Source organism: Streptosporangium sp. NBC_01469, assembly GCF_036227305.1.
In the GTDB taxonomy this organism is placed as follows: Bacteria; Actinomycetota; Actinomycetes; order Streptosporangiales; family Streptosporangiaceae; genus Streptosporangium.
On sequence record NZ_CP109465.1, the window covers coordinates 7,801,730 to 7,828,254 of the forward strand.

The following is a 26,525-nucleotide window of genomic DNA, read 5'->3' on the forward strand; positions in this document are numbered from 1 at the left end:
CGGCGGCGGGCGGCACTCGGCGCGGGCAGCGGGTGACGGGCAGCGGGCAGCGGGCAGCGGGCAGCGGGCAGCGGGTGACGCCCGGCGCGAGAGACCTCACCGGCCGAGGCAACGGGGAAATGCTCCCGCGGCCACCGGCCGGTGTTCCCGCGGTGTGACAGGATCTGTTCCAGTGCTCTCGGCCGGCGTGGCCGCCCCGCCCCGCCGTCGCGGCGCGCAACGATGGCAGGCCCCGAGTCGTCAGGACCCCACGATGCTGAAAGCCGGTCCGTCCCAGGAGGAGATTCGCCGGCACAACCTCGGCGCCCTCCTCCGGCACGTGCACCTGGGCGGCCCGCTCTCCCGTACGGCGCTGGCCGACCGGATGGGCCTGAACCGCAGCACGATCATGGGACTCACCGGCGAGCTCACCTCGGCGGGCCTGGTCCGCGAGGAGCTCCCCAAGGACACCGGCAGGGCGGGCCGGCCGTCGCTGGTGGTCCGCCCGGAGTCCGGCCGGGTCCACGTGATGGCCTTCGACGTCCGGGTGGACCGGCTGGTCGCGGCCAGGGTCGGGCTGGGCGGAACGGTGCTGGACCGCAGGGAGGCGGTACGGCCGCGCGCCGGGGCCGACCTCGACGACGTGGTCGGCACCCTCGCCGGGTTCGCCCGCGAGATGCACCGCGAGACCCCCTCGGACTCGGTGTGCGTCGGGGTCGGCGCGGCCTACTGCGGCATGATCCGGCCCGGTGACGGGATGGTGCGCTTCGGGCCGAACATGGGCTGGGTGGACCAGGCCTTCGGTACCGAGCTCGGCCACCGGCTGGGGCTCGGGCTACCGGTGGCCGTGGGCAACGAGGCCCACCTGGGCGCGCTGGCCGAGCACGAACGCGGGGTGGGCGTCGGCTTCCAGAACCTGGTTTACCTGCACGGGGACGTCGGCGTGGGCGGCGGGATCATCGTCGGCGGCAAGCTGCTCGACGGCGACGGCGGGTACGGCTGCGAGCTCGGGCACATGATGGTGAACCCGTACGACGGGCGGCCCTGCGGGTGCGGCTCGCGCGGCTGCCTGGAGGCGGAGGTCGGCGAGCAGGCCCTGATCGACGCCGCGAGCCGGTCCGCCGAGCTGTCCGGCCGCGAGGGCGCGCGGGCCGTGGTGGACGCCGCCGGCAGCGGGGACGTCGCGGCCCAGGACGCGCTGCGCCGGATCGGCGACTGGCTCGGCATCGGGGTGGCGAACCTGATCAACCTCTTCAACCCCGGCCTGGTGATCTTCGGCGGGATGCTGCGCGAGGTCTACCAGGGCTCGGCGGCCCAGGTCCACAACCGGGTGGAGGCCAACGTGCTGGTGATCTCCCGGGAGAGGGTACAACTGCGCACCGCCGCTCTCGGGGACGACGCCACCCTCATCGGCGCGGCCGAACTCGCCTTCTCCGACCTCCTGGCCAACCCCCTGGAGGTACTCGCCCACGGTGTCGCCCGGACCGGGCCCGGCACACCGCCGATCCGCTCATTGTGAGGCTGGGACCGTGTGAGCAGGAGGACATCGAATCTCCTCCTCGGGTGAGGAACAGACCGTTCGCCTTCATGATGGGTCGCCGAAGGGAAAAGGTGGCCGGGCTCCGAAATAACCACAAGACCCACGACGAGTCCGCCGCCTTCCCGTCGAATTAGCAGTGGATCGCCATTTCCTTACCTGGTGGGTGCAATGACCTGCTGGAAACCCGAGTGATCTCTGCTGGGGAGGAAAGGGCGTTCCGCGTATGCTCCAGATCTTGATTTGCGTCAAGGGCAAGACCGCATCCACATCTCGCCCGAACGGGCGTGGACGGCCTTCCGCCCCGCGGTGTCGCTTCCAGGACCACCTCGCGACGTTCCGTAGCGGAGCATCGACTCATCCTGAGCAGAGGGGGAATACGGTCATGGCGGCAAACGATCACAAAGATGCCGGGGAGCAGACCGACCGGCCGTTCGGCACGCTGGAGTTGGTGCACGCCTTCAGGGAAGGCCCGATGCCGACCGGCGTCACGGTGTCGCACACTGGCCGGATCTTCGTCAACTACCCGCTCTGGGGCGACGACGTCGCCGCCACCGTGGTCGAGCTGCGCGACGGCGAGGCTGTGCCGTTCCCGGACCAGGCGTGGAATGCCGGGTCTGGTGACTTGTCCAAGAGGCTGGTGTCGGTGCAGAGCGTGGTGATCGATCCGGCCGACCGTCTGTGGATCCTGGACACCGGCAGTCCGCTGTTCAAGCCCACCGAACCGGGCGGCCCCAAGCTGGTCTGTGTGGATCTGCGGAGCGACACCGTGGTTCGGGTCATCACCTTCGAACCCGATGTGGCGCCGAGCACCTCCTACCTCAACGACGTCCGCTTCGACCTGCGCAAGGCAGCCGAGGGCGTCGCCTACGTCACCGACTCCTCCGGCAACGGTCCCAATGCCGTCGTCGTGGTGGACCTGGCGACCGGACAGGCATGGCGGCGACTGGACGACCACCCCAGTACCAAGGCCGAAAGCCCGCCCGCCTACCTGCCGATCGTCGAAGGCCGCGTCTTCATGGAACGCCCGAAGGACGGCCCGCCCAAGCCGGTCCTGATGGGCGTCGACGGCATCGCCATCTCGGCCGATGGCAAACGGCTGTTCTACTGCCCGCTCATGTCACGGCACCTGTACAGCGTGTCGGCCGACGTCCTGGCCGACCGCTCGGTCAGCGAGGAGGAGGTGGCGGCCACGGTCGTGGACGAGGGAGACAAGGGCGGCTCGGCCGACGGTCTGGAAACCGACGACGCCGGACGCGTTTACATCACGAACTGGGAGCACAACGCCATCATGCGCCGCCTCCCGGACGGAACCTTCGAGACTTTCGTGCACGCCCCGAGACTGCTGTGGCCCGACACCATGTCGGTCACCCAGGGACACCTCTATGTCACCTCCAATCAGCTTCACAGGCAGGCGGATTATCAGAACGGGCAAGACCTGCGCCGTTACCCCTACGCGCTGTTTCGCACGCCGATCGACGCCGGCCCCGTTCGGCTGCTCTGAGAGCTCCGCCAGGATCCCGTTCCGCCACGCGGACCTCCAGGATCACCTCGCGTCCCGATACGGTCAGCGGGCCGACCGATTTCCGGGAACCGGAAGGGCATGAGCGTCACGCCGGGTCGGGGACCGCCAGGTGCCATCTGAGCCATTCGACGACGTTCTTGACGAAGGTCACCCGGTTGGCGATCTGCCGGATCTCGTGTCCCTCGTCCTCGAACAGCAGGAGCTCGCAGGGCACCTCACGGGCCCGCGCCGCCTGGAGCACCTGCTCGGCCTCGTACAGGGGGACGTTGGTGTCGCGGGCACCGTGCACGACCAGCAGCGGGGCGGCCAGCCGGTCGAAGGAGTGCAGGGGCGACAGGGCCCGCAGCAGGTCGCGGTCGGCGACGGGGTGGCCGTACTCGCTGACGGCCGCCGCGGCGATCCACGGCTCGGTCCGCTCGTAGAAGGTCTCGAAGTCCGCCATGCCGCAGACGTCGACTCCGGCGCGGAAGAGGCGCGGGTGGGTGACGAGGGCGGCCAGCGTCAGGTAGCCGCCGTACGAGCGTCCCATGCAGGCGATCCTGGCCGGGTCGGCGAGGCCCGCCCGCGTCAGCTCCAGGGCGCAGTCGGCGACGTCGTTGATCGCGTCGAAGCGGAGGGCGTGGTTGTCGGCGTTGCGGAAGGCCCGCCCGAACCCCGACGAGCCTCGGATGTTCGGCGCGAGCACCCCGATCCCGGCGGCCAGCAGGTTCTGGAACAGCGGGTTGAAGGTGGGCCTTTCCTGGCTCTCGGGACCGCCGTGCAGGTAGACGACGAAGGGCGCGGGTCCACGGGCGCCCGGGACCCGGTAGAGCCAGCCGGTCAGCTCCATGCCGTCGCCCGCCTGGAAGCGCACCAGCTCCGCGCCGGCCGCGTCGGGGATCCGCCCGGATCCCGCGATCCGCCGGTAGCCGCCGGTCGCCAGGTCGCAGAGCAGCACGTGGGAGGGGTGGCCGGGCCCCTCGGCCGCCAGGACGGCCAGGCTGCCGTCCAGGGACACCCTGATCGAGGACACCACCTCGGCGGGCAGGGGCGGGAGCGGGCGCGTCTCGCCGGTGTCCAGCTCGATCACCTCCAGCTCCGAGCGGCCGGAGTCGTTCCACACCAGGACCGCGAGGCCGCCGTCGGCGCTCAACGCGAACTGGTCCAGCTCTGCGTCGGAGCGCTCGGCCAGCACGACGCCCACACCGTCCTCGCCCACCGCGACCAGCGCGGCCCGGTCGCGGCCGACGTCGGACAGCAGGTAGGCGGTCGTCCCGTCCGGAGAGAGGATGCCGTAGTCGGTGGTGCCGGTCAGCCCGGCCAGCAGCGGCCGCTCCCCGTGGCCCGGCAGGTCACCCGCGGCCTCGTCGGGAAGGCTCGCGGGGAGGCCGGGCGGGACGTCGGAGAGATGTCCCGGCGTGAGATCGGCGCGGATCCCGGCGGGAGGACCGGAGGAGAGGTCGTGGGGAAGCCCCGGCGCGAGATCCTGGGGAAGATCGTGCTGGGGGTCGCCGGGAAGGCCCGGGACGAGAGCGCCGAAGACGGTCTGGCCGGGCGCCCCGTGGGCGGAAAGGTCACCGGGGCCGAGAAGACCCGGGGCGAGGCCTCCGGGACGTACGGGCGAGAAACCCGCGGGATCGCCGGGACGGGCGGCCGAAAGGCCCGCGGGATCGCCGGGATGAGCGGGAGGAAGGTCCCCGGAAAGGGCGGGAAGGTCGGCCACGTACATCCGGCGCACGCCGCGTGGGCCGCGCCGCAGCAGCATCCGCCGGTGGTCGCGGCTGACCGCGGCCGGGTGCATGAGGGCCCCGCCCGCGATGACCTCCCGGCTTCCGGTGCCCGCGTCGATCAGCACCGCGTCCGTACGACCCGACGAGGAGACCTCCGCGACGAGGAGGACCTCTCCGTGGCCGGTCCAGCGCACGAACGCCGCCGAACCGCCCTCGGGCGCGGACAGCGGGCGCAGGTCGCCGCCGTCGGGCCTGACCGTCCATACCTGCGTGTGCTCCCCGCCTCCCGGTACGACGAGGACGGCCAGCCGCCGGGCGTCGGGGGACCAGCTCACGTCGGCGACGGGCTCGGATCCCGTGTCGACCGGCCGGGCCTCCGGGTTCTCCCCCTGGGGCTCCTCCGGGGTCCGGCCCGGGAGCCACGCCTCCAGGTCCCTGCCGAGGGGCTGGATCCAGACGCGCGGCGAGCCGTCCCTGTCGCCGACGAAGGCGACGGCGCTCAGGTCGGGCGCCAGCGCGGGCGCCCGGCAGCTCCAGGCGGTCAGGCCCGTACCCGTCGAGGGGCGGGAACGGGCGCCGAGAATTTCGGTCATCAAACTCCTTGTGCCTGCAACCACAGCTCCAGGAGTCCGAGTTGCCACAACGCGTTGGCACCCAGGGTAGTGCGGTGTTCGTCCGGAGCCGCGAGCAGCTTGTCGACGTACGGCTGGTCGAACAGGCCGCGGGACCTCGCGGCCGGATCGGTCAGCGCGTCCCTGACGAGTTCCAGGAACGGGCCGTGGATGTGCCTGATGGCGGGGACCGGAAAGTATCCTTTGGGCCGGTCGATGATCTCTGCGGGCAGCAGCTTGCGGGCGGCGTCCTTCAGGACGCCCTTGCCGCCGGAGGCGAGCTTGAGCTCAGGCGGGCAGGCCGCCGCCAGCTCGACCAGTTCGTGGTCGAGGAACGGGGTCCTGGCCTCCAGCCCGAAGGCCATGGTCATGTTGTCCACGCGCTTGACCGGGTCGTCGACGAGCATGACGTTCGTGTCCAGGCGCAGCGCCGCGTCGAGCGCGGTGTCCGCGCCGGGCCGCGCGAGGTGGCGCCGGACGAAGTCGCCGCTGACGTCCTCGGCCGGCATGTACTCGGGTGACAGGATCGCGGCCAGCGTCCCGTGCGAGCGGTCGAAGAACTCCCTCTCGTACGTGGCAGCGGCGTCCTCGCGCGACACGCCGGCGAGCGGCGGGTACCAGCTGTAGCCGGCGAACACCTCGTCGGCGCCCTGGCCGGACTGGACGACCTTGACGTGCTTGGACACCTCCTCCGACAGCAGGTGGAAGGCGACGCAGTCGTGGCTGACCATCGGCTCGCTCATGGCCGACACCGCGTTCTCCAGGGCGGGCAGCATGCGGGTGTCGTCGACGGGGATGCGGTGGTGGTCGGTGCCGAATTCCCTGGCGACCAGGTCGGAGTAGGCGAACTCGTCCCCCTGCTCCCCTCCCACCGAGGGGAACCCGATGCTGAAGGTCGACAGGCCCGCCTGCCCCTCCTCGGCCAGCAGCGCGACGATCAGGCTGGAGTCCAGGCCTCCGGAGAGCAGCACGCCCACGGGCACGTCCGCGACCATGCGCCTGCGCACGGCCGTCCGCAGCCGGTCGAGCACGGCCTCGCGCCACTCGTCCGGGGTGAGCCCGGCGTACTCGGGCAGGGCCGACCGGGTGTGGAGCGGCCGCCAGTAGAGGTGGTCGGTGACGGTGCCGTCGGGCTCGACGGTGCGTACGGTGGCCGGGGGGAGCTTGCGCACCCCGGCGAGGATGGTGCGCTCGGCGGGCACCACCGAGTGGAAGGTCATGTAGTGGTGCAGGGCCACCCGGTCGATGCCGGTGTCCACCCCTCCCCCGGCGAGCAGCGCGGGCAGCGACGAGGCGAAGCGCAGCCGCCCGGCGTCCTGGGAGACGTACAGCGGTTTTATCCCCAGCCGGTCGCGGCCGAGGGTGAGCCTGCCGGTGTCGCGCTCGGCGACCGCGAAGGCGAACATGCCCTTGAAGCGGTCGACGCAGCCGCCTCCCCAGCGGTGGAAGGACTTCACCAGCACCTCGGTGTCGGAGGTGGAGAAGAAGCGGTAGCCCAGGCCCTCCAGTTCCCCGCGCAACTCGCGGTAGTTGTACAGGCACCCGTTGAAGACCCCCGTCAGGCCCAGGTCGCTGTCCACCATCGGCTGGGCGCCCCGGTCCGACAGGTCGATGATCCTCAGGCGCCGGTGGCCGAGGGCTACCGGCCCCAGCGACCACAGGCCCGCCCCGTCGGGCCCCCTGTCGTGCATCACGTCGTTCATCCGGGCCACGGCGGCGACGTCCGCCGGGCGGCCGTCGAACCGGAGCTCACCGCTCAGACCACACATCGAAACCCCCCGGTGACCGGCTCACCGCTCCGGTCACCCATCGCACACGTCTCACATACCGGGCCCACGCCTGAGCTCACCGCTCGGGCCGCGCCTCGGCGGTCCCTCTCTGGAGCCAGGTGTCCTTGGAGCCACCTCCCTGGGAGGAGTTGACGATCATGCTGCCGGCCGGGGCGACGCGGGTCAGCGCCGTCGGCGGCACCGTCGCCGTCTCGCCGAAGCAGACGAAGGCCCGCAGGTCGACCACGCGCGGGCTCAGCCGCCGCCCGTCGAAGGTCGGGTGCGTCGACAGCCGGATCGTCTCCTGGGCGACCCAGCCCTCGGGCGCGGCGAGGATCGTCTTCCTGACCTGTTCGAGCTCCTCGGCGGAGGCGTCGGGGCCGACGACCACGCCCTGCCCGCCGAACCCGTCCACCGGCTTGACGACCAGCTCGGCCAGCCGGTCGAGCACCTGCTCGCGGTCCTCGGCGTCGCGGCACAGGTAGGTGGTGACGTTGTCGATGAGGGGCCGCTCGCCCAGGTAGTACTCGATGAGGCGCGGCACGTACCGGTACAGGCACTTGTCGTCGGCGACGCCGTTGCCCGGCGCGTTGGCCAGGACGAGCGCGGAGCGCTCGACGGCGTCCATGATCTCCAGACCGAGGTGGCCGTCGAGCAGCACGCTCTCGTCGATCCTGCGGTAGAGCACCTCGATCCTGCGCCCGTCGATCTCCAGGTAGCCGTTCTTGAAGGACAGGTCGGCCGGTACGGCCAGGACCGCCCCCAGCTCCTCGGCGAGCATCCTGTGCTCGTAGTAGGCGGAGTCCTCGGGTCCCGCCGAGACCACGGCGAGGGCCGACGGGTCGCCGGATCCTGCCGCGAGCAGCGCCTCCCGCAGTGTCCGCAGGCCCTCCATCGGGTCGGCGACCCCGTCACCGGGAACGAGTTCCGGCATCAGCTCAGTGATCAGCCGCCTGTTGGTCACGGCGTACCCGAGGCCCGAGGGCACCCGCAGGTTGTCCTCGAGCACCGCCCAGCGGCCGACGTTGTCGCGGACCAGGTCCAGCCCGGCCACGGCGCAGCGCACGGTGCCCTGCGGCACCCTCCGGCCGGGTTTGCGGTAGCCGGGGGACTCGTCGACCACCCACGCGGGGATGGTGCCGTCCCGGATGATCTCGCGCCCGTCGTAGATGTCGTGCAGGAACGCCTCCAGCGCGCGCACCCGCTGCGGCAGGGCCCGCTGGATCCCGGCCCACTCCCCGGCCTGGACCAGCCGGGGGACCAGGTCGAACGGGTAGATCTGGCTCTCGCCGCCCCCCTCGACCTGGAAGGTCATGCCGTTGCGGCGCTGGTAGGCGTCGCGCTTCTCCTCCCGGTCGCGCAGTCCCTCGGCGCCCAGGCGGTCGAGGGCCCGCAGCACCGGCTGGTAGGACTCGCGCACCGTGCCCTCGATGATCGCCTCGTCGCCGGGGGCCTCGTAGCCGTCGAGGAGACTGGTGTGCATCCTCGGCGTCGGACCGCCGAAGGCGGCCTCCCACTCCTCGGACCGCGTCTCGGCGATGACGAGGTCGACCACGTCGGCCAGCCGGCCGCTGCGGGCGTACGCCTCGCGCTGGCGGGCCGCGGAGCTGCCCCTGGCCAGCGACTCCCGGGCCAGGGAGGTGACGAGCTCCCAGTCGCCGCACTGCTCCAGCTGCGGGCGCAGGCCGTTCACCATCCGCCGGATCACCTCGGCGGCCGGGGCCGGGGTGCCGTCGACCGGGTCGACGAGATCGCCCTCCAGCCCGGAGCGCGACGCCCGCCACGACGCGGCGCGGACCATCTCCAGCCGGACCGTGCGCTCGGGGCCGTTCTGCGCCGCCTCCAGCTCCCTGGCCACCAGCGCCCTGAACAGCCCGGCGATCAGCACGATGTCGCCCACGCGGGGGCAGGCGTCGCAGACCCGCAGCTCGATGGTGGGCAGGTGTGCCGAGGGCCGGATGTCGAAGTAGATCATGCCGGGGTCGGTGATCACCCCGGAGGCGACGAGGTCCCGCACCACCTGGTCGTACTCGGCGGCCGACTCGAACCGGGGCACGGGACCGGCGGTGGGCCAGCGCTGCCACAGCAGCGGGCGGTAGCTGGCGTACCCGGTGTCGGAGCCCAGCCAGTACGGCGAGCTGGAGCTGAGGGCGAGCAGCGGGGGCAGCCAGGGGGCGAGGCGGTGGGCGACGGCCACGGCCAGGTCGCGGTCCTCGACGTCGGCGTGGAACTGCGTCCCGCAGATCAGCTGCTCGCGGGTGAGCAGCTGATAGTCGGCGAGCATCTGCTCGTAGCGGGGATCGGGGGAGATCTTCAGCGCCTCCAGATCCACCAGCGGCACGCTGCCCGCCGCCACGATGCCCAGGCCGAGGCCGTCCGCCGCCTGGATCACCGTGCGACGCAGCGCGGTCAGGTCGTGCCCGAGGTCCTCCAGGTGCATGAAGGGCCTGCTGTTGGCCTCGACCACCGAACGCTGCAGCTCGTGGGTGAAGCGCTCCGCCGGCAGTTGCTCCAGCAGGACTCCGGCCCGTGGGACGAGGTGCCGGGTGTCGACATCGACGACGTGAAACTCCTCTTCGACACCGACCGCGATCGGCCCCGCCAGACCCGCCATTTCATCACTCCTGAAGTACGCCGGATTCATCGGGTTTTTTATTCTTTGCCCGAAAAAAGGAGTTCCGCACTTCACGGGGCACTTTGGGCGAAAGTGAAACCGTGAACTCGTTCCCCGCGCTCGAGACAGACCCGCTTCCCCTCCGGCGGAAGGACTCACCTTTTCACCCGGAAGATCTCATAAGTATTCGGACGGGACACCACCGATGATCGGCGGGCCGGACACCCCGGCCCCGGCCGAGAGGCTCGGGCCGAGAGGCTCGGGCCGAGAGGCTCAGTCCAGGAGGCCCCGTCCGATGATCTCAGTCCAGGGATCTCGGGCCGAGGGCGGGTGCGGCCGTTCACGCCCGGCCCGGCAACCGAGGGTGACCAGAGAGTGACCAGAGCCTACGCGGGCTGCGGCCCGGCCGGGGACCCGTCGTGTCCTGACGGCCCGGCTTCCGGCCGCTCCCGCACCGGGGACGCCCCGGACGGGTCCGAGGGATCGGAGGTGCCCGGGAGCGGCCCGGCCCCGTCCGGCCGCGACTCGATCATGCGCGGTGGCCGGGGCGCGTCCTCCGGCGGCGGCCCGAACGTGTCGGGAAACGCGCGGATCCCGAGCGCCTCCGGGCGCTCGCCCGACGGGTCGGGCGGATCGAGGAGCTGCCGCATGGGCGGGCTGTCGAGGAACGTGGAGACCGCGTCGACCACCCCCTCCCCCAGGGGACGGAACGCGTCGACCACGGCCTGGGCGGGCGGCCCGAGGCGGGTGCCGACCTCTTGAAGGAGGTCTTCCAGCACCTGCGGCAGCGGCGGCACCGGCAGGCCGAGCTGGGGCTTCGGCCGCGCCTTCTCCGGCGGCGTCCAGCGCATCGAGTCGTCGCTCATGGCGAGCCATTCGTCGACGGCGCCGTCGATGGAGTCGAGCACGTGATCGGAATCGTCTGGCATGGCGGCTCCCCTCATGACCGGGATCCGATAAGACGACGGTACCTCGCCCACCCGCCCCCGGGCAGGGGCGGGTGGCAACCGTCACCGGTGGCGGAGCGGGCCCGCCGCCGTGATATCCGTTCCCGACCGGCGGACCGGCACCTGTACGGCGGCTGTACGGCAGCCGTACGGCGGCGGAAGCTCGATCATCAAAGCCCGTTAATCTGGCATAACCCCCTCAACAGGGGGAATAAGCTGTCGATGCTCTCTCAAACTCGTCCTGCCGGTAGTGACACGCTCACATTCCTCGGTGCGATCATGCGTAACCCCCATCAGCTGGGGGCGATCGCTCCCAGTTCGAAGGCCGTCGCACGTCTGGCGGCCTCGATCGTTCCCACAACCCCCGGAGCCGTGGTCGTCGAACTCGGCGCCGGCGGCGGTGTGATCAGCGACGCGATCCGCGACCGCCTTCCCCCGGGGGGACGGCAGCTCGCCGTGGAGGTCAACGAGGGCATGGTGGACCACCTGCGGCGCAGCAGGCCCTGGCTGGAAGTGATCTCCGGTGACGCGGGTGACCTCGGCAAGCTGCTGCGGGAGGCCGGGCTGTCCCAGGCCGACGCGATCGTCTCCTCGCTTCCCTGGACCCTGTTCGAGGAGGCCCAGCAGAAGCGCGTTCTGGAGGAGATCGCGGCCTCCATCGTCCCCGGCGGCTCCTTCAGCACCATCACGACGCTGACCGTGATGCCCTTCCAGCGCTTCCGGAACTTCCGCGGCCTCATGAACAGCACGTTCGCCACCGTCGCCACCCTGGGCCCGATCTGGCGCAACATACCGCCCGCCCTGGTGTACGCCGGGGTCGTGGCGGACGACCGGCTGGCCGGGGAGGTGGCCGGCGGCTGGGCGGCCGACGGGCGACCGGCCGGGGACACCGGCGGCGAATGAGGCGAACGAGGCGAGTGAACGGCCGGCCGGAGACCCGTCCGGCGGCCGGATGAGCGAGGAGCTGCGGCCGGGATGATCGGCCGGGGACCGTCCGGCGGGCACGTGGTCACCTCACGGTGACGACGGCCCGCCGTGGCCCGTCGTCACCGCGAGGTCAGGACCGGTCCCGTCCAGGTGAGGTCGTCCAGGTTGACCACGATGGCGTCCTGGGTGCTGCGGGCGATGACCACGATCGCCTCCAGGTCGGGGTCGGGGTTCTCCTCCCTGTGCGGGACGAAGGGCGGCACGAAGATGTAGTCGCCCGGTTTGGCGTCGATGCGCACCTCGACGGGCTCCTCCCCCTCGATGTCGGCGAAGACGAACGAGGGGTTGCCGCTGACGACGTAGATGGCGGTCTCGGAGTCGCCGTGGTGGTGGTTCGCCGAGGCGGTGGCGGGCGCCACGTGGGTCTGCCCCATCCACAGGCGGCTGGAGCCGACGGTGGCGCCGCTGATGGCCGCGCGGCGGCGCATGCCGCCGGTCTGGGCCGTCTCGGAGGTGAGACCGCCTGGCCCGATGTGATGCAGGCGGCGGTGGAACGGGTCTTCGGGAAGGACGATCGGCATCAGTCGCTCCTGGTTCGGTCGGAAGGGTGCGGCGCGAGCGCGCCGAAACTTCCATCGTGGTACAGCAGCGGAGGGTGGGCGGGATCGGTGTGCCCCTCCACGACCCGGCCGACGACCAGCCGGTGGTCCCCCGCGATGAACCGCTCCTGGGTGCGGCAGAGCAGCCACGCGGCCGCCCCGTACAGCAGCGGCTCCCCTCCGGGGAGAGATTCCCAGCGCTCCGGGTCGGCGAACCTGTCGGCGCCCTTCCTGGCGAACAGCTCCGCCACGTCCCGCTGGTCTCCGGCGAGAATGTGGACGACGAACCCGTCCGCGTCGCGGATCGCCGGCCAGCTCGACGAGCCGACCGAGATGCCGAACGACAGCAGCGGCGGGTCGAGCGACATCGAGGTCAGCGAGGTGGCGGTGAAGCCGACGGGACCGGGGGCGGTGATGACGGCGACCCCGGCGGCGTGCCTGCGGAAGGCGGACAGGAAGACGTCTCGCGGCTGGCCGCCGCCGACCGCCTCCGCGCTCATCGAGGTACCTCCCGTGCCGTGTCCGGGGTGATCGGTTCGCCGGGAGTACCCGGCCCTGCCCGGCCTGATGCGGCCGGGCTGCTCGGGTCCTGCCCCCTTGGCCGCGCGGGTCGCGCTCACGCGCCCACGCCCGCGGGTTCGCGCCGCTCGGCACCCTGCCGGAGCAGCGGCACCAGCTCGTCCCCCCACCGCACGACGTCGTCCACCGGGTCGAAGCCGCGGATGAGGAAGGTCGTGACGCCGAGGTCGTGATACTTCAGCAGCGCCTCGGCGACCTGCTCCGCGGTGCCGACCACGGCCGTGGAGTTGCCGCCGGGACCGATCAGGTTGGTCACGCCGTACCAGAGCCGCTCGTCGTGCACCTCCCGCTCGGCGCCCTGCTCCTGGAGCCTGGCGGCCCCGACGGAGGTGGACTCGCTCTTCCCCTTGCCCCAGCGCAGCCCGCCGCCGGAGGTCCGTTCGGCGGTCGCCGCCCTGATCCGCTCGGCCCGCTCCCAGGCCTCGGCCTCGGTCGCGGCGACGATCGGCCGGGTGGACAGGCTGAAGGTGATCTCGCGGCCGTGCCTGGCCGCCTCCTCCCTGACACGCCGGATCCGCTCGGCGGTCTCGGCCAGCGGCTCGCCCCACAGCATGTAGACGTCGGCGTGCTCGGCCCCGGTCTGGACGGCCGCCGGGGAGGCTCCGCCGAAGTAGAGCGGGATGTCGGCCCTGACCGAGCTGTACGCGCCCTCGAACCGGTAGAACTCGCCCTCGTGGTCGAACGGCTCGGCCGAGGTGAGCGTACGGCGCAGCACGGACATGAACTCGCCGGTACGCCGGTAGCGGGCACCGTGGTCGAGGAAGTCGCCGTCGCGACGCTGGTCGGCCTCGTCGCCGCCGGTGATGTGGTGGATGGCGACCCTGCCTCCCCCGGTGAGCTGGTCGAGGGTGGCGAGCTTCCTGGCCACCACCGTCGGGGCGACGAAACCGGGCCGGTGCGCGATCAGCACGCGCAGCCGCTCGGTGGCGTGCAGCACCGACGCGGCGACGGCGAACCCGTCGGGTGAGGAGGACCCGTAGCCGATCAGTACCCGGTCGAACCCGGCGGCCTCGTGAGCGCGGGCGAACCGGGCCAGGTAGGGAACGTCGATGGGCGGGCCGTCGATGAAGGACCCGTGGGTCTCTGAGAAATCCTTCGTACCGACCATGCCGAGAATCTCGATGGACATGCGTGTGCTCCTTAACGGGCGACGAAGCGGGAAACGGCACCGGCGACGGACTCGGGGACGGGACCGGCGGCGGGGTCCTGACCGGAGCCGGAACCGGGGGGCGGGGTGGACTCGGGGGCGGGGACGGGACCGGAGGCGAGCTCAGGACCGGAACCGGAGGCGGGGACGGGGACGGGACCGGAGGCGGGGACGGGACCGGAACCGGAGGCGGAGGCGGAGGCGGGACCGGAGGCGGAGGCGGAGGCGGAGGCGGAGGCGGAGGCGGAGGCGGAGGCGGAGGCGGAGGCGGACTCCGGAGCGGAGCCAGGGGCGGGACCGGGGACGAGGTTGAGGTTGAGGGCGGGACCGGGGATGGGCTGGGGCGCGGCGGCCTGGGCGGGCCAGGTGCCGGCGTGGTGGCAGGCGACCGCGCGCCCGCCCCGGACGACCGGCTCGGGAACGACCGAGCAGGCCTCCGTGGCGAACGGGCAGCGGTGGGCGAAGACGCAGCCGCCGGTGGCACCGACACCGGTCGGTGCCGCCCGCAGCCGCTCCAGGGAGTGGCGGGCGATACCGGCGACGCGCGGGGCGGAGGCGACGAGCAGCGCGGTGTAGGGGTGGCGGGGGTCGTCGAAGACCTCGCCGATCGGCCCCTCCTCGACGATCCGGCCCCGGTAGAGGACCGCGACCCGGTCGGCGACGCCCGCCAGGGAGCTGAGGTCGTGGGAGATGACGACGACACCGGCGCCGAGCCGCCCGCGCAGGTCGTCCAGGAGTCGCAGGATGTGGTTGCGGTTGGAGGCGTCCAGCGCGCTGACCGGCTCGTCGCAGATCAGCAGTGACGGCTCCGACACGATCGCGCGGGCGATCGAGACGCGCTGCCGCTGGCCGCCGGAGATCTGGCCGGGCGTCCTGGTCGCGAGGGCGGGGTCCAGACCGACGAGTTCCAGCGCCGCCCGTACCCTGGCCGCGCGCTCGGCCGGGGGAACGCGCCGCACGGCCAGGCCCTCGCCGACGACGGTCCCCACGCTGTGGTCGGGGTCGAGCGAGCGGAGCGGGTCCTGGAAGACGAACCGCACCTTCCCGGTACGGCGGTGTGCCCGCAACGCCTTCCCCCTCAGTGAGGAGATCTCGACGCCCTCCACCTCGACGGAACCGGAGTCGGGGTGGACCAGGCCGACGACGGTCCTGGCCAGGGTCGTCTTGCCGGAGCCGGTCTCCCCCACGATCCCGACGATCTCCCCGGCCCGGACGGTGAGGTCGACGTCGCTGAGGATCCGCACGGCGGGCCTGCCGAGCGACACGTTCACCCCCCGCACGGCCAGCAGCGGCGCGCTCACCTGACCGGTCACGGAAGCACTCACGGAACCGGTCGCGACGTTGTTCGCGGAGCCGGTCGTGGAGGTGTTCGCCGAACCAGTCGCGGGGGTGCTCGCGGGGCCGGTCGCGGGGGTGCGCTCGGGGCCGGTCGCGGAATCGGTCGTGGAGGTGTTCACGGAACCGGTCACAGGTCCGTCCCCCATGCTCCGGCGCCGGCGGTCACCGCGTCGCGGCCCGCCGCCTCCGGGCGCAGGCAGCGGACCTCGCGCCCGCCGGGATGGGCGGTGAGGGGAACGGGAGCCGCCGAGCAGGCCTCTTCGGCGAAGGCGCAGCGGGCGGCGAAGCGGCAGCCCGGCAGGGAGGCGCCCGCTGGTGGCGGCTGACCGGGGATGACCTCCAGGGTCCGCCTGCCCCAGTCGCCGACCGAGGCGACCCGCAGCAGGGCCTCGGTGTAGGGGTGTCCGGGCCGGGCCAGGACCTCCCGCGTCGGCCCCGACTCGACGATCTCGCCCCCGTAGAAGACGATGATCCGGTCGCAGAGCGCCGCGATCACCGCCAGGTCATGGGAGACGCACACGATCGACAGGCCGCGCTCGGCGCGCAGCCGGGCGAGGAGTTCGAGCACCTCTGCCTGGACGGTCACGTCGAGCGCGGTGGTGGCCTCGTCGGCGATCAGCAGTTCGGGGTCGCAGGAGACGGCGATGGCGATCAGGACACGCTGGAGCATGCCGCCGGACAGCTCGTGCGGATACTGGCCGTGGACACGGGCCGGGTCGCGCAGGCCCATCGCGTCCAGCAGTTCGACGGCGCGATCGCGGGCCGCGCGCCGTCGCAGTCCGAGCTTGACCCGCAGCACCTCGGCGAGCTGGCCGCCGACCGGCAGGGACGGGTTCAGGTAGGAGGCCGGGTCCTGGAAGACCGCGCCGATCCTGCTCCCGCGGATCCCGAGCCACTCCCTCCGGCTCGCTCCCGTCAGGTCGTGGCCACCGAACTCGATCTCGCCCGAACTCACCGAACAGCCGGGAGCCAGAGCGCCGAGGACCGCGCGGCAGGTGAGGGTCTTGCCGCTGCCCGACTCACCGACCAGGCCGACGGCCTCGCCGGGGGCGACCTCGAAGGAGACGCCGCGCACGGCCTCGGCCCGGCCTCCCGAGACGGTCACGCGCAGGTCGCGCACGCTCAACAGCGCTTCAGCGGGCATGGAGCTCCTCGCTCTCGTCGATGCGGAGGCTTTCGGGATGAGTGCCCTCCACACGGGGACTCTCGGTACGGAGGCTCCCGGCGCGGTGACTCCCGGTACGGAGGCTCCCGGGGTGAGTGCCCTCTGCCCGGAGGCTCCCGGTGCTTTCTGCGTGAGTGCCGTCAGTGCCGTCAGTGCCGTCAGTGCCGTCAGTGCCGTCAGCGCTGCCAGCGCTGCCAGCGCTGCCAGCGCTCTCGGCGCTCTCGGCGCTCTCGGCGCTCTCGGCGCTCTCGGCGCTCTCGGCGAGGAGGCCATCCGTGTGAAGGCCGGTCGTGTCGCGTACCGCGTCGGCGAGGGCGTTGAGCGCGCCGACGGTCAACATGATCACGAGGGCGGGCGCGAGCGGGGCCAGTGGCCGCTGGTGGAGATAGCCCAGGTCGCTGGCGAGCATCCCGCCCCAGGTAGGGGCGGGGGGTTCGACACCGATGCCGAGAAAGGCGAGGGAGGAGACGACCAGCAGCGCCGCCGCGGACGCCCCGGCCGCGGTCACCGCGACCGTCGGCAGCACCTTGCCCGCGATGTGGGTGCGCAGGATCCTGGAGCGGGACGCGCCGAGCAGTTCGGCCGCCTCGACGTACTGGGCCCGGGTGAAACCCAGCGCCGCGGTGCGGGTGACCCGGTAGAACACCGGCGTGAGCAGCAGCCCGATGGCGGCCATCGCCTGGTGCAGGCCGTTGCCGAGGATCCCGGCGACGGCGATGGCGAAGATGACGAACGGCAGCGTAAGCAGCGCGTCCACCAGCCGCATCGTCGTCCACTCGAAGACCCTGCCGAAGAACACCGAGGCCAGGCCGGGGATCGCGCCCAGGACCAGCCCGACGGCGACCGCCTCCGCCGCCCCGGCGACCGAGAGGCCGGTCCCGGCGAGCAGCCGGCTGAGCACGTCGCGGCCGAGGTAGTCGGTGCCGAGGAGGTGCTCCCCCGACGGCCCCAGCAGGCGCAGCCCGGGGTTCTGCGCGATCGGGTCGTACGGGGCGAGCACACCGCCGAACACCGCGACGAGGAGCACGGCGGCGAGGATCGCCACGGACAGCTTGACGGAGGGCAATCGCCACGCCCCGCGGAAGGAAGTCATCGCGCACCCCGCAGCCTGGCGACGGCCGCGTTGACGGTGACGTTGGAGACGAGCACCAGCGCGATGGTGGCGAGCAGCGCGCCCTGGATCACCGGGACGTCGTGCTTGAGCGCGGCCTCGCCGGTCAGCTGGCCGAGACCCGGCAGGGCGAACACCGCCTCGGTGACCACCGCGCCGCCGATCAGGCGGGGGATGTGCACCCCGAGCACGGTGAGCGCCGGGCCCGCGGCGTTGCGCAGCGCGTGCCGGAACAGCACCCGCCGGGCCGGGAGTCCCCGGACCACCGCGCCGGTCACATAGTTCTCCCGCAGCGCGGCCACCAGGCCGGTACGGAGCTGCCTGGCGAGGTCGGCGGCGGCGTCGAGGCTGAGCGCGATCGCCGGGAGGGTGATCAGCCGCAGCCATTGGACGGGATCCTGGGAGAACGGCACGTACCCGCCGGAAGGGAACACCGGGACGATCACGGCGAAGAGCACGATCAGCCCGATGCCGACGACGAACGCCGGCAGGGTGGAGGCGACCGCGCAGACGGCGGTCACGATCCGGTCGAACCTGCCGCCGTTGCTCACCGCCGCCCCGATCCCGGCCGCGCCCCCGGCGACGACCGCGATGAGCACGGCCAGGCCGGTGATCGACAGGTCGACGGGGAGACGCTGCGCGATGCTCTCGGCGACCGGGATCTGGGTGAACCAGGAGCGGCCCAGGTCTCCGGTGAGGGCGTTGCCCAGCCAGGTGACGTACTGCTCCAGGAACGGACGGTCGAGCCCGAACTCGTGGCTCATCCTGGCGATGTCCTCGGGGGTCGCGGTCTCCCCCAGTACGGCCGCCGCCGGGTTGGCGTCGCCGAGCGCGCCCAGCCCGTAGGTGATGAAGGTGGAGGCGAGCGCCACGACCACCAGGGCGGCCGACCCGCGCGCCACCGCGCGCCACCGGGCCCTCCCCGCCGTACGACGGGTGCGGGGGGCCGGGCCCGCCGTCACGACGGGCCGGCGGATCTCTCCGCCCTCCCCGGCTCCCCTGTTCTCCCTGTCTTCGCGGGCTCCCCGCGCGGTCGCGGGGGCGCGTGATCCCAGCGCGGTCACGGGTTCGCCACCCGGACGCCGTCGAAGCGCTGCACCGCGAGGTTGGCGGGAAGCTCGGAGACCCTGGGGCTGCGGGCGAAGATGCGCGGCGTGGTGAACAGCCAGACGTTGGGCAGCTCCTTGACGCCGATGGCGACCGCGTCCTGGACGGCCTTGGCGTAGCCGGGGTCGTCCGGCGGCGTGGTGCGGATCCTGTCGAACTGCTCCAGCAGTGCCTTGGGCGTGTTGCGGCCGGGGTTCATCAGGCCCTCGGGCCCGTAGACGACGCCGAGCGCCTGCAGCGGCGACTCGCGGCCGACGAAGCCGTCGGGGGCGAGGGCCACGTTGTGCTGGACGTAGACGAGCTGGGTGTGCTGGGCCGGGGCGATGAGCTTGATGGTGGTCCTGATCCCGGCGGCCTTGAGCTGCTCCTGGACCTGCTCGGGCAGGCCCTCGGGGGTGGCGGTGGTCAGCGGGATGTCGACGCCGTTGGGGAACCCGGCCTCGGCGAGCAGCTTCCTGGCCTTGGCGGGGTCGTACGGGTAGAGGTTCTCCAGCCCGGGGTTGTAGCCGAGGTGGCCCTTGGGGAACGGCTGCGTGTTGACCTCGCCGACGCCGAAGCCGGAGGTCTCCAGCAGGGCCGCGCGGTCGACCGCGTACTTCAGCGCCTCGGTGACCTTGGGGTTGTCGAACGGCGCGATCCTGTTGTTGACGTCCAGGACCCGGACGGTCAGCGACGGGATGAGGTCGACCTTCAGCCCGGCCGCCTTGGCCGCGTCGATCTGGGCGGCGGGCAGCATCGCGACGTCGAACTGGCCGGACTGGAGCCCGGCGACGACGGTGGCGGGCTCGGAGACGGTCTTCAGCTCGAATTTGGCCAGGTGGATGTTCGCGACGTCGTAGTAGGACGGGTTGCGGTCCAGGTTGGCGTGCGAGCCGGGAACGAGCTGAGTGAGGGTGAAGGGCCCGGCGCCCGCGGGCTTGGCGCCGACGGCCTTGGCGTCCGCCTCGAAGGCCCGGGGGTTGACGATCATCCCGGTCTTCCCCGCGAGCAGGTTGGGGATCTGATAGTCGGGCCGGTCGAGCAGGATCCTGAACTCGGTGGGCGAGACGACCTCGATGTCCTTCACCCCGCGCAGCTGGGAGGCGATCAGCGAGTCCTTCTGGTCCCGGCCGCGCAGGACGCTCCTGCGCACGGCCTCGGCGTCTAGCGGGGAGCCGTCGGAGAAGGTCAGCCCGGCCCTGAGGGTGAAGGTGACGCTCTTTCCCCCGTCGGCGTACTTCCAGGCGGTGGCCAGGCCGGAGACGGCGTCGCCCGTGTCGTCCAGACGGGTGACGGCGCTGTAGACGAGGGACAGGGCGTTCACGTCGTTACCGGCGCTGGAGGTGACCGGATCCCACGTTGTGGGAAGAGTCCAGCCCCACTTGAGGGTGCCTCCCTCGCTGCCGGAGCCGGTGGTGGCCGACTGGGTGCCGCCGCCACAGGCGGTCAACGCGAGAACGACCGAGACGAGCAGGGCCAGCGGTCGCAGAAGCCGACGGACAGGCATGACGGGGGTCCTCTCAGGGAAACGAGCCAGATCCCACATGGCAAGATCTTCATTCCACATAGTAGTAATACCCCAAAAACCCGTCAAGAGTGTAGGGAATAGCTTTTCACCCTAAGCTGGGATGGTGGACCTGATGAAGCCGAAGCTTGAAGACGCCACCCGCAGGGGCACCCAGGCGATCGAACGCGCCATCGCGGTGCTGCGCGCGTTCGAGCGGTCGGTGACCCTCTCCCCCACCGAGGTGGCTCAGCGCCTCCACCTGTCGGTCAGCACCGCCCACCGCATCGTCCGCGCCCTGCACGCGGCGGGGATGCTCGGCCAGGACCCGGTGACCGAGCGCTACCACCTCGGGATCACCACCGCCACGCTGGGCCGCCTGGCCCTGGAGCGCCTCGGCGCCACCACGATGCTCCCCGAGCTGGAGGCCCTGCGCGACCTGACCGGGGAGGCCGTGAACCTGGGCGTGCGCATCGGCGACGAGGTGGCCGTGCTGCTCCAGGTCCCCTCGCGGCAGCCGCTCCGCTACGAGCAGGAGCCCGGCCAGCGCAACCCGATCCACGTGTGCGCGATGGGCAAGGTCCTGCTCGCCTTCGGGGATCCCAGGGTGGGCATGGAGGAGCCCTTCGCCCGCTACACCGACACCACGATCACCACCCGCGCCGGGCTGGAGACCGAGCTCGACCGCATCCGCGCCCGGGGCACGGCCATCAACTTCGAGGAGCGCGTCGCCGGGGTCCGGGCCGTGGCCGTGCCGGTCCACGACGGCCACGGCAACGTGCTGGCCGCGCTGGCCATCCAGGGCCCGGCCGTACGGCTGGGCGACGACCGGCTCCCCGAGCTGACCGCCCGGCTCGCCGCCACCGCCCAGCGGCTCAGCTCCGGCCACGACCTCCACGTCGCCTCACCCGCGCACGCCTCACACGTCACCGCGGGCGGCTCCTGAAACGCCTTCCAGTACTTACCGGTCATGTCACCAACCCGCCGGCGTCACGTAACGGCTCTGGACATGACCGTCGAGCGATCGCCGGCAGACGGGCGGCCGTCCCGCCCGGACAGGTCCGGCCACGGCGGCCCAGCGCATCGGCGTGCGGGTGCCGTACCCTCCGCTGAGAATTCCGGGTGGGGTGCGGCTCGATTGCCGGCGAAGACCGCAGCACGGTAACCGATATTTCCTCGATCTTGCAGCGGCCGCCGGTGAAAGCATCCATGATTGCAGCGTTGATCATCCTGGTATGACCGGCAGGCGGTGTTCGTGGTGGAGCGGGCGGGTTCGGTACGGCGATTGCCGTTCGTAGCGGAGCCGTGCGATGGCGAATCGTTCTCGTCGCGGGTGGGTCGGATCGCTGAGTAGTACACGCGTTCCGGGTAACACCGACCTTTGATCATCGGTAAGCGTCACCTCAAGAGTTTTCGCAACAAGGCAAGTCTTGTGTTCCCGGTGAAGTAATCGTCTGTCGACCCCCGGAAAGGGAGACGAGTTATGAGGATCGATATCAAGTTAGGCGCCGGGCTGGTGGGCCCGCTGGTCATGGCCACGGGGCTCTGGCTGGTGACCGGTGGCAACGAGGGCATGGACCTTGGGAACGGCGCCGACACCGGCGGTTACGGAAACAACGGCGGGTACGGCGGGGACAGGGAGGCGAGCGACCTCAAGGGCTTGAGGATGGTGTCCGTGTCCGCTCCCGCACCGGTCACGACCGTGCCGACCGGCCCCGGCACGGTGCGCTGCCCGCGGCCGACCAAGACCGTCGGCAGCGCCGACGAGCTCCAGCAGGCGGTCAGGGCGGCTCGGGCGGGCGACGTCATCCGACTGCGTCCGGGCACCTACCAGGGCAAGTTCGTCGCCCAGAGGTCGGGAACACGGGGTAAGCCGATCTTTCTGTGCGGCAACGCCCAATCGGTTCTGGACGGCGGCGGCATCAAGAAGGGCTACGCCTTCCACCTCGACAAGGCCAGTTTCTGGCGGTTGGTGGGCTTCACCGTTCAGAACTCCCAGAAGGGCGTCATGGCAGACAGGACCAACGGCTCGATCATCCAGGGCCTCACCGTGCATGACATCGGCGACGAGGCCGTCCATCTGCGCAATTTCAGTACCGGCAACATGGTGCAATACAACAAGATCTACAACACTGGCCTGCGTCGTGCGAAGTTCGGCGAGGGCGTCTATCTCGGATCGGCGGAGTCGAACTGGAAGCAGTACTCCGGCGGGCAGATGGACAGGAGCGACAACAACCTGGTGCGCGGAAATGTGATCCGGGCCACGGCTGAGGCCGTGGACATCAAGGAAGGCACCAGCGGGGGCCGCATCGTCGGCAACATCTTCGACGGGTCGGCACTCGGCGGGGACAAGCTCAACGACTCCTGGGTCGACGTCAAGGGCAACAACTATGTGATCGAGGGCAACACCGGAAAGAAGACGCCACAGGACGGCTTCCAAACCCACGAGATCGTCGATGGCTGGGGCACCGGCAACGTCTTCCGCAAGAACAGCATCGATCTCGCCGGCGGCAGGGGCGTCGGCATCAACGACACCGTGGGCGGCAACACGATTGCCTGCGACAACAAGGTCATCGGCGGTCAGCTCACCAAGAAGGGCAGCTGTTCCTGACGCTCCGGCGGCGGCATCGAGCTGAGGTGGGTCGGCGGATTCGCCTGCGTCGTCGCGGACGCCGCCGACCTCGTCGTCTACGACGTAGACATCACAGTCTTCCCCGCGCGTCGGGTAAGCAACAGTTCTTGAGTTGAGGGCGTTGGACCCTCCTCGCCTTGCACGCTCGCTGCCTGCGAACTGCGTCTTCTTCCGATGAGGGCGGGCCGGTGCGACCTGCGCCGTCCGGGGCCGACCGTGGACGTCTTGTAGCAACACCGCGCCGGGCGCCATGGCGTCGCCGACCGTGTGTGTAAATAAACTTTGACATGGTGTCCAGGGTGCTTTACATTGGTTGATGTCAGCTTTGTTTTACATGAGGAGCGGGCATGGCCTTCGAGGAAAAGCGCGCCTGGGTGATGATCGTGGTCTCCGTCAGCGCGTACACGATCTACGTGGCGACCGTCCTGAGCCGGGCCGGCAACGGCCCGCTCACCGACGTCGCCTACACGGGAACTCTCGTGCTGTCCTCGGTGCTCAGCTCGTTTGCCAAGATCAGGGCGTACCGCAAGGGCGGCTTCCAGACGTGGTGAAGCCGACGCGGGTCACCAACGCGATCCGGGCCCTGCGGTTCGCGCACGACGAGATGACCCAGGCCGAGCTGGCCGACCGGGTCGGCGTCACCCGCCAGACCATCATCGCGATCGAACAGGGTCGCTACTCCCCCTCGCTGGAGATGGCGTTCCGCATCGCCCGGGTGTTCCGGGCCGGACTCGACGACGTCTTCCAGTATCCCGACACCGAAGGAGACCCCTCATGAGGGCGATCGTCCAGGACGAGTACGGCCCGCCGCACATGCTGAGCCTCGGCGAGGTCCCGATCCCGACGCCCGGCGCCGGCGATGTGCTGATCCGGGTGCACGCGGCCGGCGTCGACTACGGCGTGTGGCACATCATGACCGGGCTGCCGCTCGTCGCCCGCCTCGGCATCGGCCTGCGCCGGCCCCGCAACCGCGTGCCCGGCATGGACGTGGCCGGCGTCGTGGAGTCCGTCGGCGCCAACGTGACCGCGTTTCGCCCCGGCGACGAGGTGTACGGCGAGGCGACCGGCGCGTACGCGCAGTTCGCGCTCGCCCGCCCGGGCAAGCTCGCCCGCAAGCCCGCCAACCTGAACTTCACCGAAGCGGCGGCCGTACCCGTGTCAGGGATGACCGCGTTGCGGGCCGTCGGCCAGGTCACCGCCGGCGAGAAGGTGCTGGTCATCGGCGCCGGCGGCGGAGTGGGCAGCTTCGCGACGCAACTCGCGGTCGCCGGCGGCGCCCACGTCACCGCCGTGTGCAGCACCGCCAAGGCCGACCTCGTCCGGTCGCTGGGCGCCCGGGCCGTCATCGACTACACGCGCGAGCCGCTCACCGGGACGTACGATCTGATCATCGACATCGCGGGCATCCGGCCGCTGGCCCTGCTGCGCGGGCTGCTCACCGAGCGCGGTCGGCTCGTCATCGTCGGCGGCGAGGGCGGCGGTCGGTGGTTCGGCGGGATCGGCCGGATGCTGGCCGCCCGGCTGATCACCCCGTTCACGCGCCAGCGCCTGGACGCGCTGATCGCGCTGACCCGCACCGCCGACCTGGACGCGCTGCGCGACCTCATCGAGGCCGGGGCCGTGCGACCGGCCGTCGGGCGCACGTACCCCTTGGCGGAGGCCTCCGCCGCGGTGGGTGACCTGGCGGCGGGCAACGCGCCCGGAAAGCTCGTCATCACGGTTGACTGACCCCGGGGCGCCGGGATCAACATCGCTCATGTACGTGGCAATGGATCATGTATCACGTACATGAGCCGCCGGCCGCCGTGGTCGAGCAGGCGATTCGCTCCCCGTCAGAGACCTGGAGGTGGCGTCGCAGGCGCACGGGTCACAGTGCGACGTCGGCGTCCCCGGCGCGGTCCTGCTGCGCATGGCCGCCGAAGACCCGTCGTGCGATGGCATCCTGGTCAACAGCGCTACTGAGCTGACCAGCATCATCAGCAGCGGGGCGTCCGCGTCAGCCATCGCTCAGGGGCCGGTCTGACGGGATCGGCTGTGTCGCGGCGAGAGATTTCTCCGGGGCCGTGTCGATCAGCGGGCCGCTCGTTCGACGTATGGGGGCGAGGGCCGAGGGGCGGCCCCGCCGGACGAGGAGAACGCGATGCCGAAATACCTGCTGATCATGCGGGGCACCGATGAGACGAACGCGGCCATGATGGCTGATCTCGACGAGATGATGGCCACGACCCGCCGGTTCATCGAGGACATGATGAAGGCCGAGGTCCTCGTCGCGGCCGAAGGGCTGGACGATCCGGGCCGGGGCGTCGTGGTCGACTTCAGCGGCGAGGCGCCGGTGGTCACGGACGGGCCGTACGGCGAGACCAAGGAACTGTTCGGTGGCTACTTCCTGCTCGATGTCGCCACGAAACAGGAGGCGGTCGAGTGGGCCAAGCGGGTTCCGGCGGTCCGCGGGTCCAAGATCGAGGTCCGGCGGGTGGCCGGGGCCGACGAGGTCCCGCAGGGCAGCGAGAGCAGCGGCCAGATCTGATGGGTACGGCCGACGTCGAGGCCGTCTGGCGGATCGAGTCCGCCCGGATCGTCGCCGCGCTGACCCGGTTCACCGGCGATTTCGGGCTGGCCGAGGACGCGGCCCAGGAGGCGGTGGCCGAGGCGCTGGTGTCGTGGCCGCGTGCCTCTCCGGCCAATCCGGCCGGCTGGCTGATGGCCACGGCCCGGCGGCGGGCGATCGACGCGATCCGCCGCCGGACCGCTCTCCAGGACCGATACGCCCTGCTGGCGGCCGACCGGGAAATCGACCCCGACAAGATCGACGACGACGTCCTGGCGCTGATGTTCGTCAGCTGCCACCCGGTGCTCTCCCGCGAGGCCCGGGTGGCGCTGACCCTGCGCGTGGTCGGCGGCCTGTCCAGCGAGGAGATCGCCCGCGCGTTCCTGGTACCCGTGCCGACCGTGCAGGCCCGCATCACCCGGGGCAAGAAGACGATCGCGGCGGCCGGGGTGCCGTTCGAGCTGCCGCCGGCCGGCGAGCGCCGGGAACGGCTGGGCGGCGTGCTCAGCGTCCTCTACGTGATCTTCACCGAGGGGTCGACGGCCACGTCGGGCGACCGGCTGCTGCGCCCCGACGTCGCGTACGAGGCGATCCGGCTGGCCCGCACGCTGGCCGCGCTGCAGCCCGACGAGCCGGAGGCGCACGGTCTGCTCGCGTTGTGCGAGCTGACGGCCGCGCGCTTCCCGGCCCGGACCGGCCCGGACGGCACGCCGATCCTGCTCGAGGACCAGGACCGGCGGCTGTGGGACTTCTCGGCGATCCGCCGGGGGCTGGCCGCGCTGGCCAGGGCCTCGACCGGCAGCCTCGGCCCCTACGGCCTGCAGGCCGCGATCGCCGCCGCCCACGCGTCGGCGCCCTCGGTCGAGGCGACCGACTGGGACCGGATCGTGCTGCTCTACGAGGCGCTCGGCCGGGTCGCGCCCTCGCCGGTGGTCGAGCTCAACCGGGCCGTCGCCGTGGCCATGGCCTCGGGTCCGGCGCAGGCCCTGGCCATCGTGGACGAGCTGATCGCCTCGAACCGGCTCCCCGGTTCGCATCTGGTTCCGACCGTACGCGGGGAACTGCTGGCCCGCCTCGGCCGGCGACCGGAGGCGCGCGCCGAGCTGGAGCTGGCCGCCAGGCTGTGCGCCAACCAGCGCGAACGCTCAGTGCTGCTGCGCAAGGCGGCCGCGCTGGACTGACTTCCTCGGCTCGACCG

The 26,525-nt window shown here is 71.6% G+C and carries 23 protein-coding genes; 11 read left to right on the forward strand and 12 right to left on the reverse strand.

Translation table 11 applies throughout. The annotated features are described in order from the left end of the window. Nucleotides 1–253: 253 nt before the first annotated feature. Both OG587_RS34065 and OG587_RS34070 read left to right on the forward strand, forming a co-directional pair. Nucleotides 254–1,498, forward strand: coding sequence for an ROK family transcriptional regulator (locus tag OG587_RS34065; RefSeq protein ID WP_329082638.1), 1,245 nt, complete (start codon nt 254–256; stop codon nt 1,496–1,498). A 244-nt stretch (nt 1,499–1,742) separates the two neighbouring features. Further along, a complete protein-coding gene (locus OG587_RS34070) occupies nt 1,743–3,020 on the forward strand; it encodes an L-dopachrome tautomerase-related protein (protein WP_329082640.1) in 1,278 nt (425 codons plus the stop codon). Between the two features lie 106 nt (nt 3,021–3,126). Here the strand turns inward: OG587_RS34070 and OG587_RS34075 are convergent, their stop codons facing one another. The 4 genes from OG587_RS34075 to OG587_RS34090 form a co-directional block, all read right to left on the reverse strand. Further along, nucleotides 3,127–5,343: a S9 family peptidase gene (locus OG587_RS34075; RefSeq protein ID WP_329082641.1), complete on the reverse strand. Its 2,217-nt coding sequence runs from the start codon at nt 5,341–5,343 to the stop codon at nt 3,127–3,129. Further along, the gene (locus OG587_RS34080) at nt 5,343–7,130 is read right to left on the reverse strand and encodes an N-acetylglutaminylglutamine amidotransferase (protein WP_329082644.1); all 1,788 of its coding nucleotides are present in this window, start codon (nt 7,128–7,130) and stop codon (nt 5,343–5,345) included. The genes OG587_RS34075 and OG587_RS34080 overlap by 1 nt, the downstream gene beginning before the upstream one ends. Nucleotides 7,131–7,206: 76 nt before the next feature. Then, nucleotides 7,207–9,744 carry a carboxylate--amine ligase/circularly permuted type 2 ATP-grasp protein gene (locus OG587_RS34085; protein ID WP_329082646.1) on the reverse strand — a complete coding sequence of 846 codons (2,538 nt, stop codon included), beginning with the start codon at nt 9,742–9,744 and terminating at the stop codon, nt 7,207–7,209. A 386-nt stretch (nt 9,745–10,130) separates the two neighbouring features. Further along, nucleotides 10,131–10,673, reverse strand: coding sequence for a hypothetical protein (locus OG587_RS34090; RefSeq protein WP_329082648.1), 543 nt, complete (start codon nt 10,671–10,673; stop codon nt 10,131–10,133). 297 nt (nt 10,674–10,970) lie between these two features. Here OG587_RS34090 and OG587_RS34095 point away from each other — a divergent pair, with 297 nt between their 5' ends. Then, nucleotides 10,971–11,594: a class I SAM-dependent methyltransferase gene (locus tag OG587_RS34095; protein WP_329082650.1), complete on the forward strand. Its 624-nt coding sequence runs from the start codon at nt 10,971–10,973 to the stop codon at nt 11,592–11,594. Nucleotides 11,595–11,737: 143 nt separating this feature from the next. Here OG587_RS34095 and OG587_RS34100 read toward each other — a convergent pair whose 3' ends face one another. From OG587_RS34100 to OG587_RS34135, 8 genes are all read right to left on the reverse strand, one after another. After that, on the reverse strand, nt 11,738–12,199 hold the full coding sequence (locus OG587_RS34100; protein ID WP_329082651.1) for a cupin domain-containing protein: 462 nt from the start codon (nt 12,197–12,199) through the stop codon (nt 11,738–11,740). Further along, the gene (locus OG587_RS34105) at nt 12,199–12,717 is read right to left on the reverse strand and encodes a flavin reductase family protein (RefSeq protein ID WP_329082652.1); all 519 of its coding nucleotides are present in this window, start codon (nt 12,715–12,717) and stop codon (nt 12,199–12,201) included. Before OG587_RS34105 ends, OG587_RS34100 begins: the two co-directional genes overlap by 1 nt. A gap of 116 nt (nt 12,718–12,833) precedes the next feature. Then, the gene (locus OG587_RS34110) at nt 12,834–13,925 is read right to left on the reverse strand and encodes an LLM class flavin-dependent oxidoreductase (RefSeq protein WP_329082655.1); all 1,092 of its coding nucleotides are present in this window, start codon (nt 13,923–13,925) and stop codon (nt 12,834–12,836) included. A gap of 11 nt (nt 13,926–13,936) precedes the next feature. Continuing rightward, nucleotides 13,937–15,412, reverse strand: coding sequence for an oligopeptide/dipeptide ABC transporter ATP-binding protein (locus tag OG587_RS34115; protein WP_329082657.1), 1,476 nt, complete (start codon nt 15,410–15,412; stop codon nt 13,937–13,939). After that, on the reverse strand, nt 15,409–16,425 hold the full coding sequence (locus OG587_RS34120; protein ID WP_329082659.1) for an ABC transporter ATP-binding protein: 1,017 nt from the start codon (nt 16,423–16,425) through the stop codon (nt 15,409–15,411). Before OG587_RS34120 ends, OG587_RS34115 begins: the two co-directional genes overlap by 4 nt. Beyond that, nucleotides 16,415–17,539, reverse strand: a complete 1,125-nt coding sequence (locus OG587_RS34125) for an ABC transporter permease (RefSeq protein WP_329082661.1) — start codon at nt 17,537–17,539, stop codon at nt 16,415–16,417. Before OG587_RS34125 ends, OG587_RS34120 begins: the two co-directional genes overlap by 11 nt. Further along, the gene (locus OG587_RS34130) at nt 17,536–18,621 is read right to left on the reverse strand and encodes an ABC transporter permease (protein WP_329082663.1); all 1,086 of its coding nucleotides are present in this window, start codon (nt 18,619–18,621) and stop codon (nt 17,536–17,538) included. Before OG587_RS34130 ends, OG587_RS34125 begins: the two co-directional genes overlap by 4 nt. After that, nucleotides 18,618–20,150 carry an ABC transporter substrate-binding protein gene (locus tag OG587_RS34135; protein WP_329082665.1) on the reverse strand — a complete coding sequence of 511 codons (1,533 nt, stop codon included), beginning with the start codon at nt 20,148–20,150 and terminating at the stop codon, nt 18,618–18,620. Before OG587_RS34135 ends, OG587_RS34130 begins: the two co-directional genes overlap by 4 nt. Nucleotides 20,151–20,283: 133 nt before the next feature. Here OG587_RS34135 and OG587_RS34140 point away from each other — a divergent pair, with 133 nt between their 5' ends. The 8 genes from OG587_RS34140 to OG587_RS34175 all read left to right on the forward strand — a co-directional run bounded on the left by OG587_RS34140 (nt 20,284) and on the right by OG587_RS34175 (nt 26,508). After that, the gene (locus OG587_RS34140) at nt 20,284–21,093 is read left to right on the forward strand and encodes an IclR family transcriptional regulator (RefSeq protein ID WP_329082667.1); all 810 of its coding nucleotides are present in this window, start codon (nt 20,284–20,286) and stop codon (nt 21,091–21,093) included. Between the two features lie 537 nt (nt 21,094–21,630). Next, nucleotides 21,631–22,758, forward strand: a complete 1,128-nt coding sequence (locus OG587_RS34145; protein ID WP_329082669.1) for a right-handed parallel beta-helix repeat-containing protein — start codon at nt 21,631–21,633, stop codon at nt 22,756–22,758. A 368-nt stretch (nt 22,759–23,126) separates the two neighbouring features. Beyond that, entirely contained in the window at nt 23,127–23,330 is a 204-nt protein-coding gene (locus OG587_RS34150) for a hypothetical protein (protein WP_329082671.1), read from the forward strand. Further along, nucleotides 23,324–23,557, forward strand: a complete 234-nt coding sequence (locus OG587_RS34155) for a helix-turn-helix transcriptional regulator (RefSeq protein ID WP_443075296.1) — start codon at nt 23,324–23,326, stop codon at nt 23,555–23,557. The genes OG587_RS34150 and OG587_RS34155 overlap by 7 nt, the downstream gene beginning before the upstream one ends. Continuing rightward, nucleotides 23,554–24,507 (forward strand): NAD(P)-dependent alcohol dehydrogenase, encoded by a 954-nt coding sequence (locus OG587_RS34160; protein ID WP_329082672.1) that lies wholly within the window; start codon nt 23,554–23,556, stop codon nt 24,505–24,507. Before OG587_RS34155 ends, OG587_RS34160 begins: the two co-directional genes overlap by 4 nt. Nucleotides 24,508–24,625: 118 nt before the next feature. Then, on the forward strand, nt 24,626–24,802 hold the full coding sequence (locus OG587_RS34165; protein WP_329082674.1) for a hypothetical protein: 177 nt from the start codon (nt 24,626–24,628) through the stop codon (nt 24,800–24,802). Nucleotides 24,803–24,919: 117 nt separating this feature from the next. Then, a complete protein-coding gene (locus OG587_RS34170; protein ID WP_329082675.1) occupies nt 24,920–25,306 on the forward strand; it encodes a YciI family protein in 387 nt (128 codons plus the stop codon). Continuing rightward, nucleotides 25,306–26,508: an RNA polymerase sigma factor gene (locus tag OG587_RS34175; RefSeq protein WP_329082676.1), complete on the forward strand. Its 1,203-nt coding sequence runs from the start codon at nt 25,306–25,308 to the stop codon at nt 26,506–26,508. The genes OG587_RS34170 and OG587_RS34175 overlap by 1 nt, the downstream gene beginning before the upstream one ends. The last annotated feature ends 17 nt before the right edge of the window (nt 26,509–26,525 follow it).

Coding starts and splice junctions, on each gene's coding strand:
- OG587_RS34065 (WP_329082638.1), top strand. CDS start 254: ATGCTGAAAGCCGGTCCGTCCCAGGAGGAGATTCGCCGGCACAACCTC.
- OG587_RS34070 (WP_329082640.1), top strand. CDS start 1,743: ATGCTCCAGATCTTGATTTGCGTCAAGGGCAAGACCGCATCCACATCT.
- OG587_RS34075 (WP_329082641.1), bottom strand. CDS start 5,343: ATGACCGAAATTCTCGGCGCCCGTTCCCGCCCCTCGACGGGTACGGGC.
- OG587_RS34080 (WP_329082644.1), bottom strand. CDS start 7,130: ATGTGTGGTCTGAGCGGTGAGCTCCGGTTCGACGGCCGCCCGGCGGAC.
- OG587_RS34085 (WP_329082646.1), bottom strand. CDS start 9,744: ATGGCGGGTCTGGCGGGGCCGATCGCGGTCGGTGTCGAAGAGGAGTTT.
- OG587_RS34090 (WP_329082648.1), bottom strand. CDS start 10,673: ATGCCAGACGATTCCGATCACGTGCTCGACTCCATCGACGGCGCCGTC.
- OG587_RS34095 (WP_329082650.1), top strand. CDS start 10,971: ATGCGTAACCCCCATCAGCTGGGGGCGATCGCTCCCAGTTCGAAGGCC.
- OG587_RS34100 (WP_329082651.1), bottom strand. CDS start 12,199: ATGCCGATCGTCCTTCCCGAAGACCCGTTCCACCGCCGCCTGCATCAC.
- OG587_RS34105 (WP_329082652.1), bottom strand. CDS start 12,717: ATGAGCGCGGAGGCGGTCGGCGGCGGCCAGCCGCGAGACGTCTTCCTG.
- OG587_RS34110 (WP_329082655.1), bottom strand. CDS start 13,925: ATGTCCATCGAGATTCTCGGCATGGTCGGTACGAAGGATTTCTCAGAG.
- OG587_RS34120 (WP_329082659.1), bottom strand. CDS start 16,425: ATGCCCGCTGAAGCGCTGTTGAGCGTGCGCGACCTGCGCGTGACCGTC.
- OG587_RS34125 (WP_329082661.1), bottom strand. CDS start 17,539: ATGACTTCCTTCCGCGGGGCGTGGCGATTGCCCTCCGTCAAGCTGTCC.
- OG587_RS34135 (WP_329082665.1), bottom strand. CDS start 20,150: ATGCCTGTCCGTCGGCTTCTGCGACCGCTGGCCCTGCTCGTCTCGGTC.
- OG587_RS34140 (WP_329082667.1), top strand. CDS start 20,284: ATGAAGCCGAAGCTTGAAGACGCCACCCGCAGGGGCACCCAGGCGATC.
- OG587_RS34145 (WP_329082669.1), top strand. CDS start 21,631: ATGAGGATCGATATCAAGTTAGGCGCCGGGCTGGTGGGCCCGCTGGTC.
- OG587_RS34150 (WP_329082671.1), top strand. CDS start 23,127: ATGGCCTTCGAGGAAAAGCGCGCCTGGGTGATGATCGTGGTCTCCGTC.
- OG587_RS34160 (WP_329082672.1), top strand. CDS start 23,554: ATGAGGGCGATCGTCCAGGACGAGTACGGCCCGCCGCACATGCTGAGC.
- OG587_RS34170 (WP_329082675.1), top strand. CDS start 24,920: ATGCCGAAATACCTGCTGATCATGCGGGGCACCGATGAGACGAACGCG.
- OG587_RS34175 (WP_329082676.1), top strand. CDS start 25,306: ATGGGTACGGCCGACGTCGAGGCCGTCTGGCGGATCGAGTCCGCCCGG.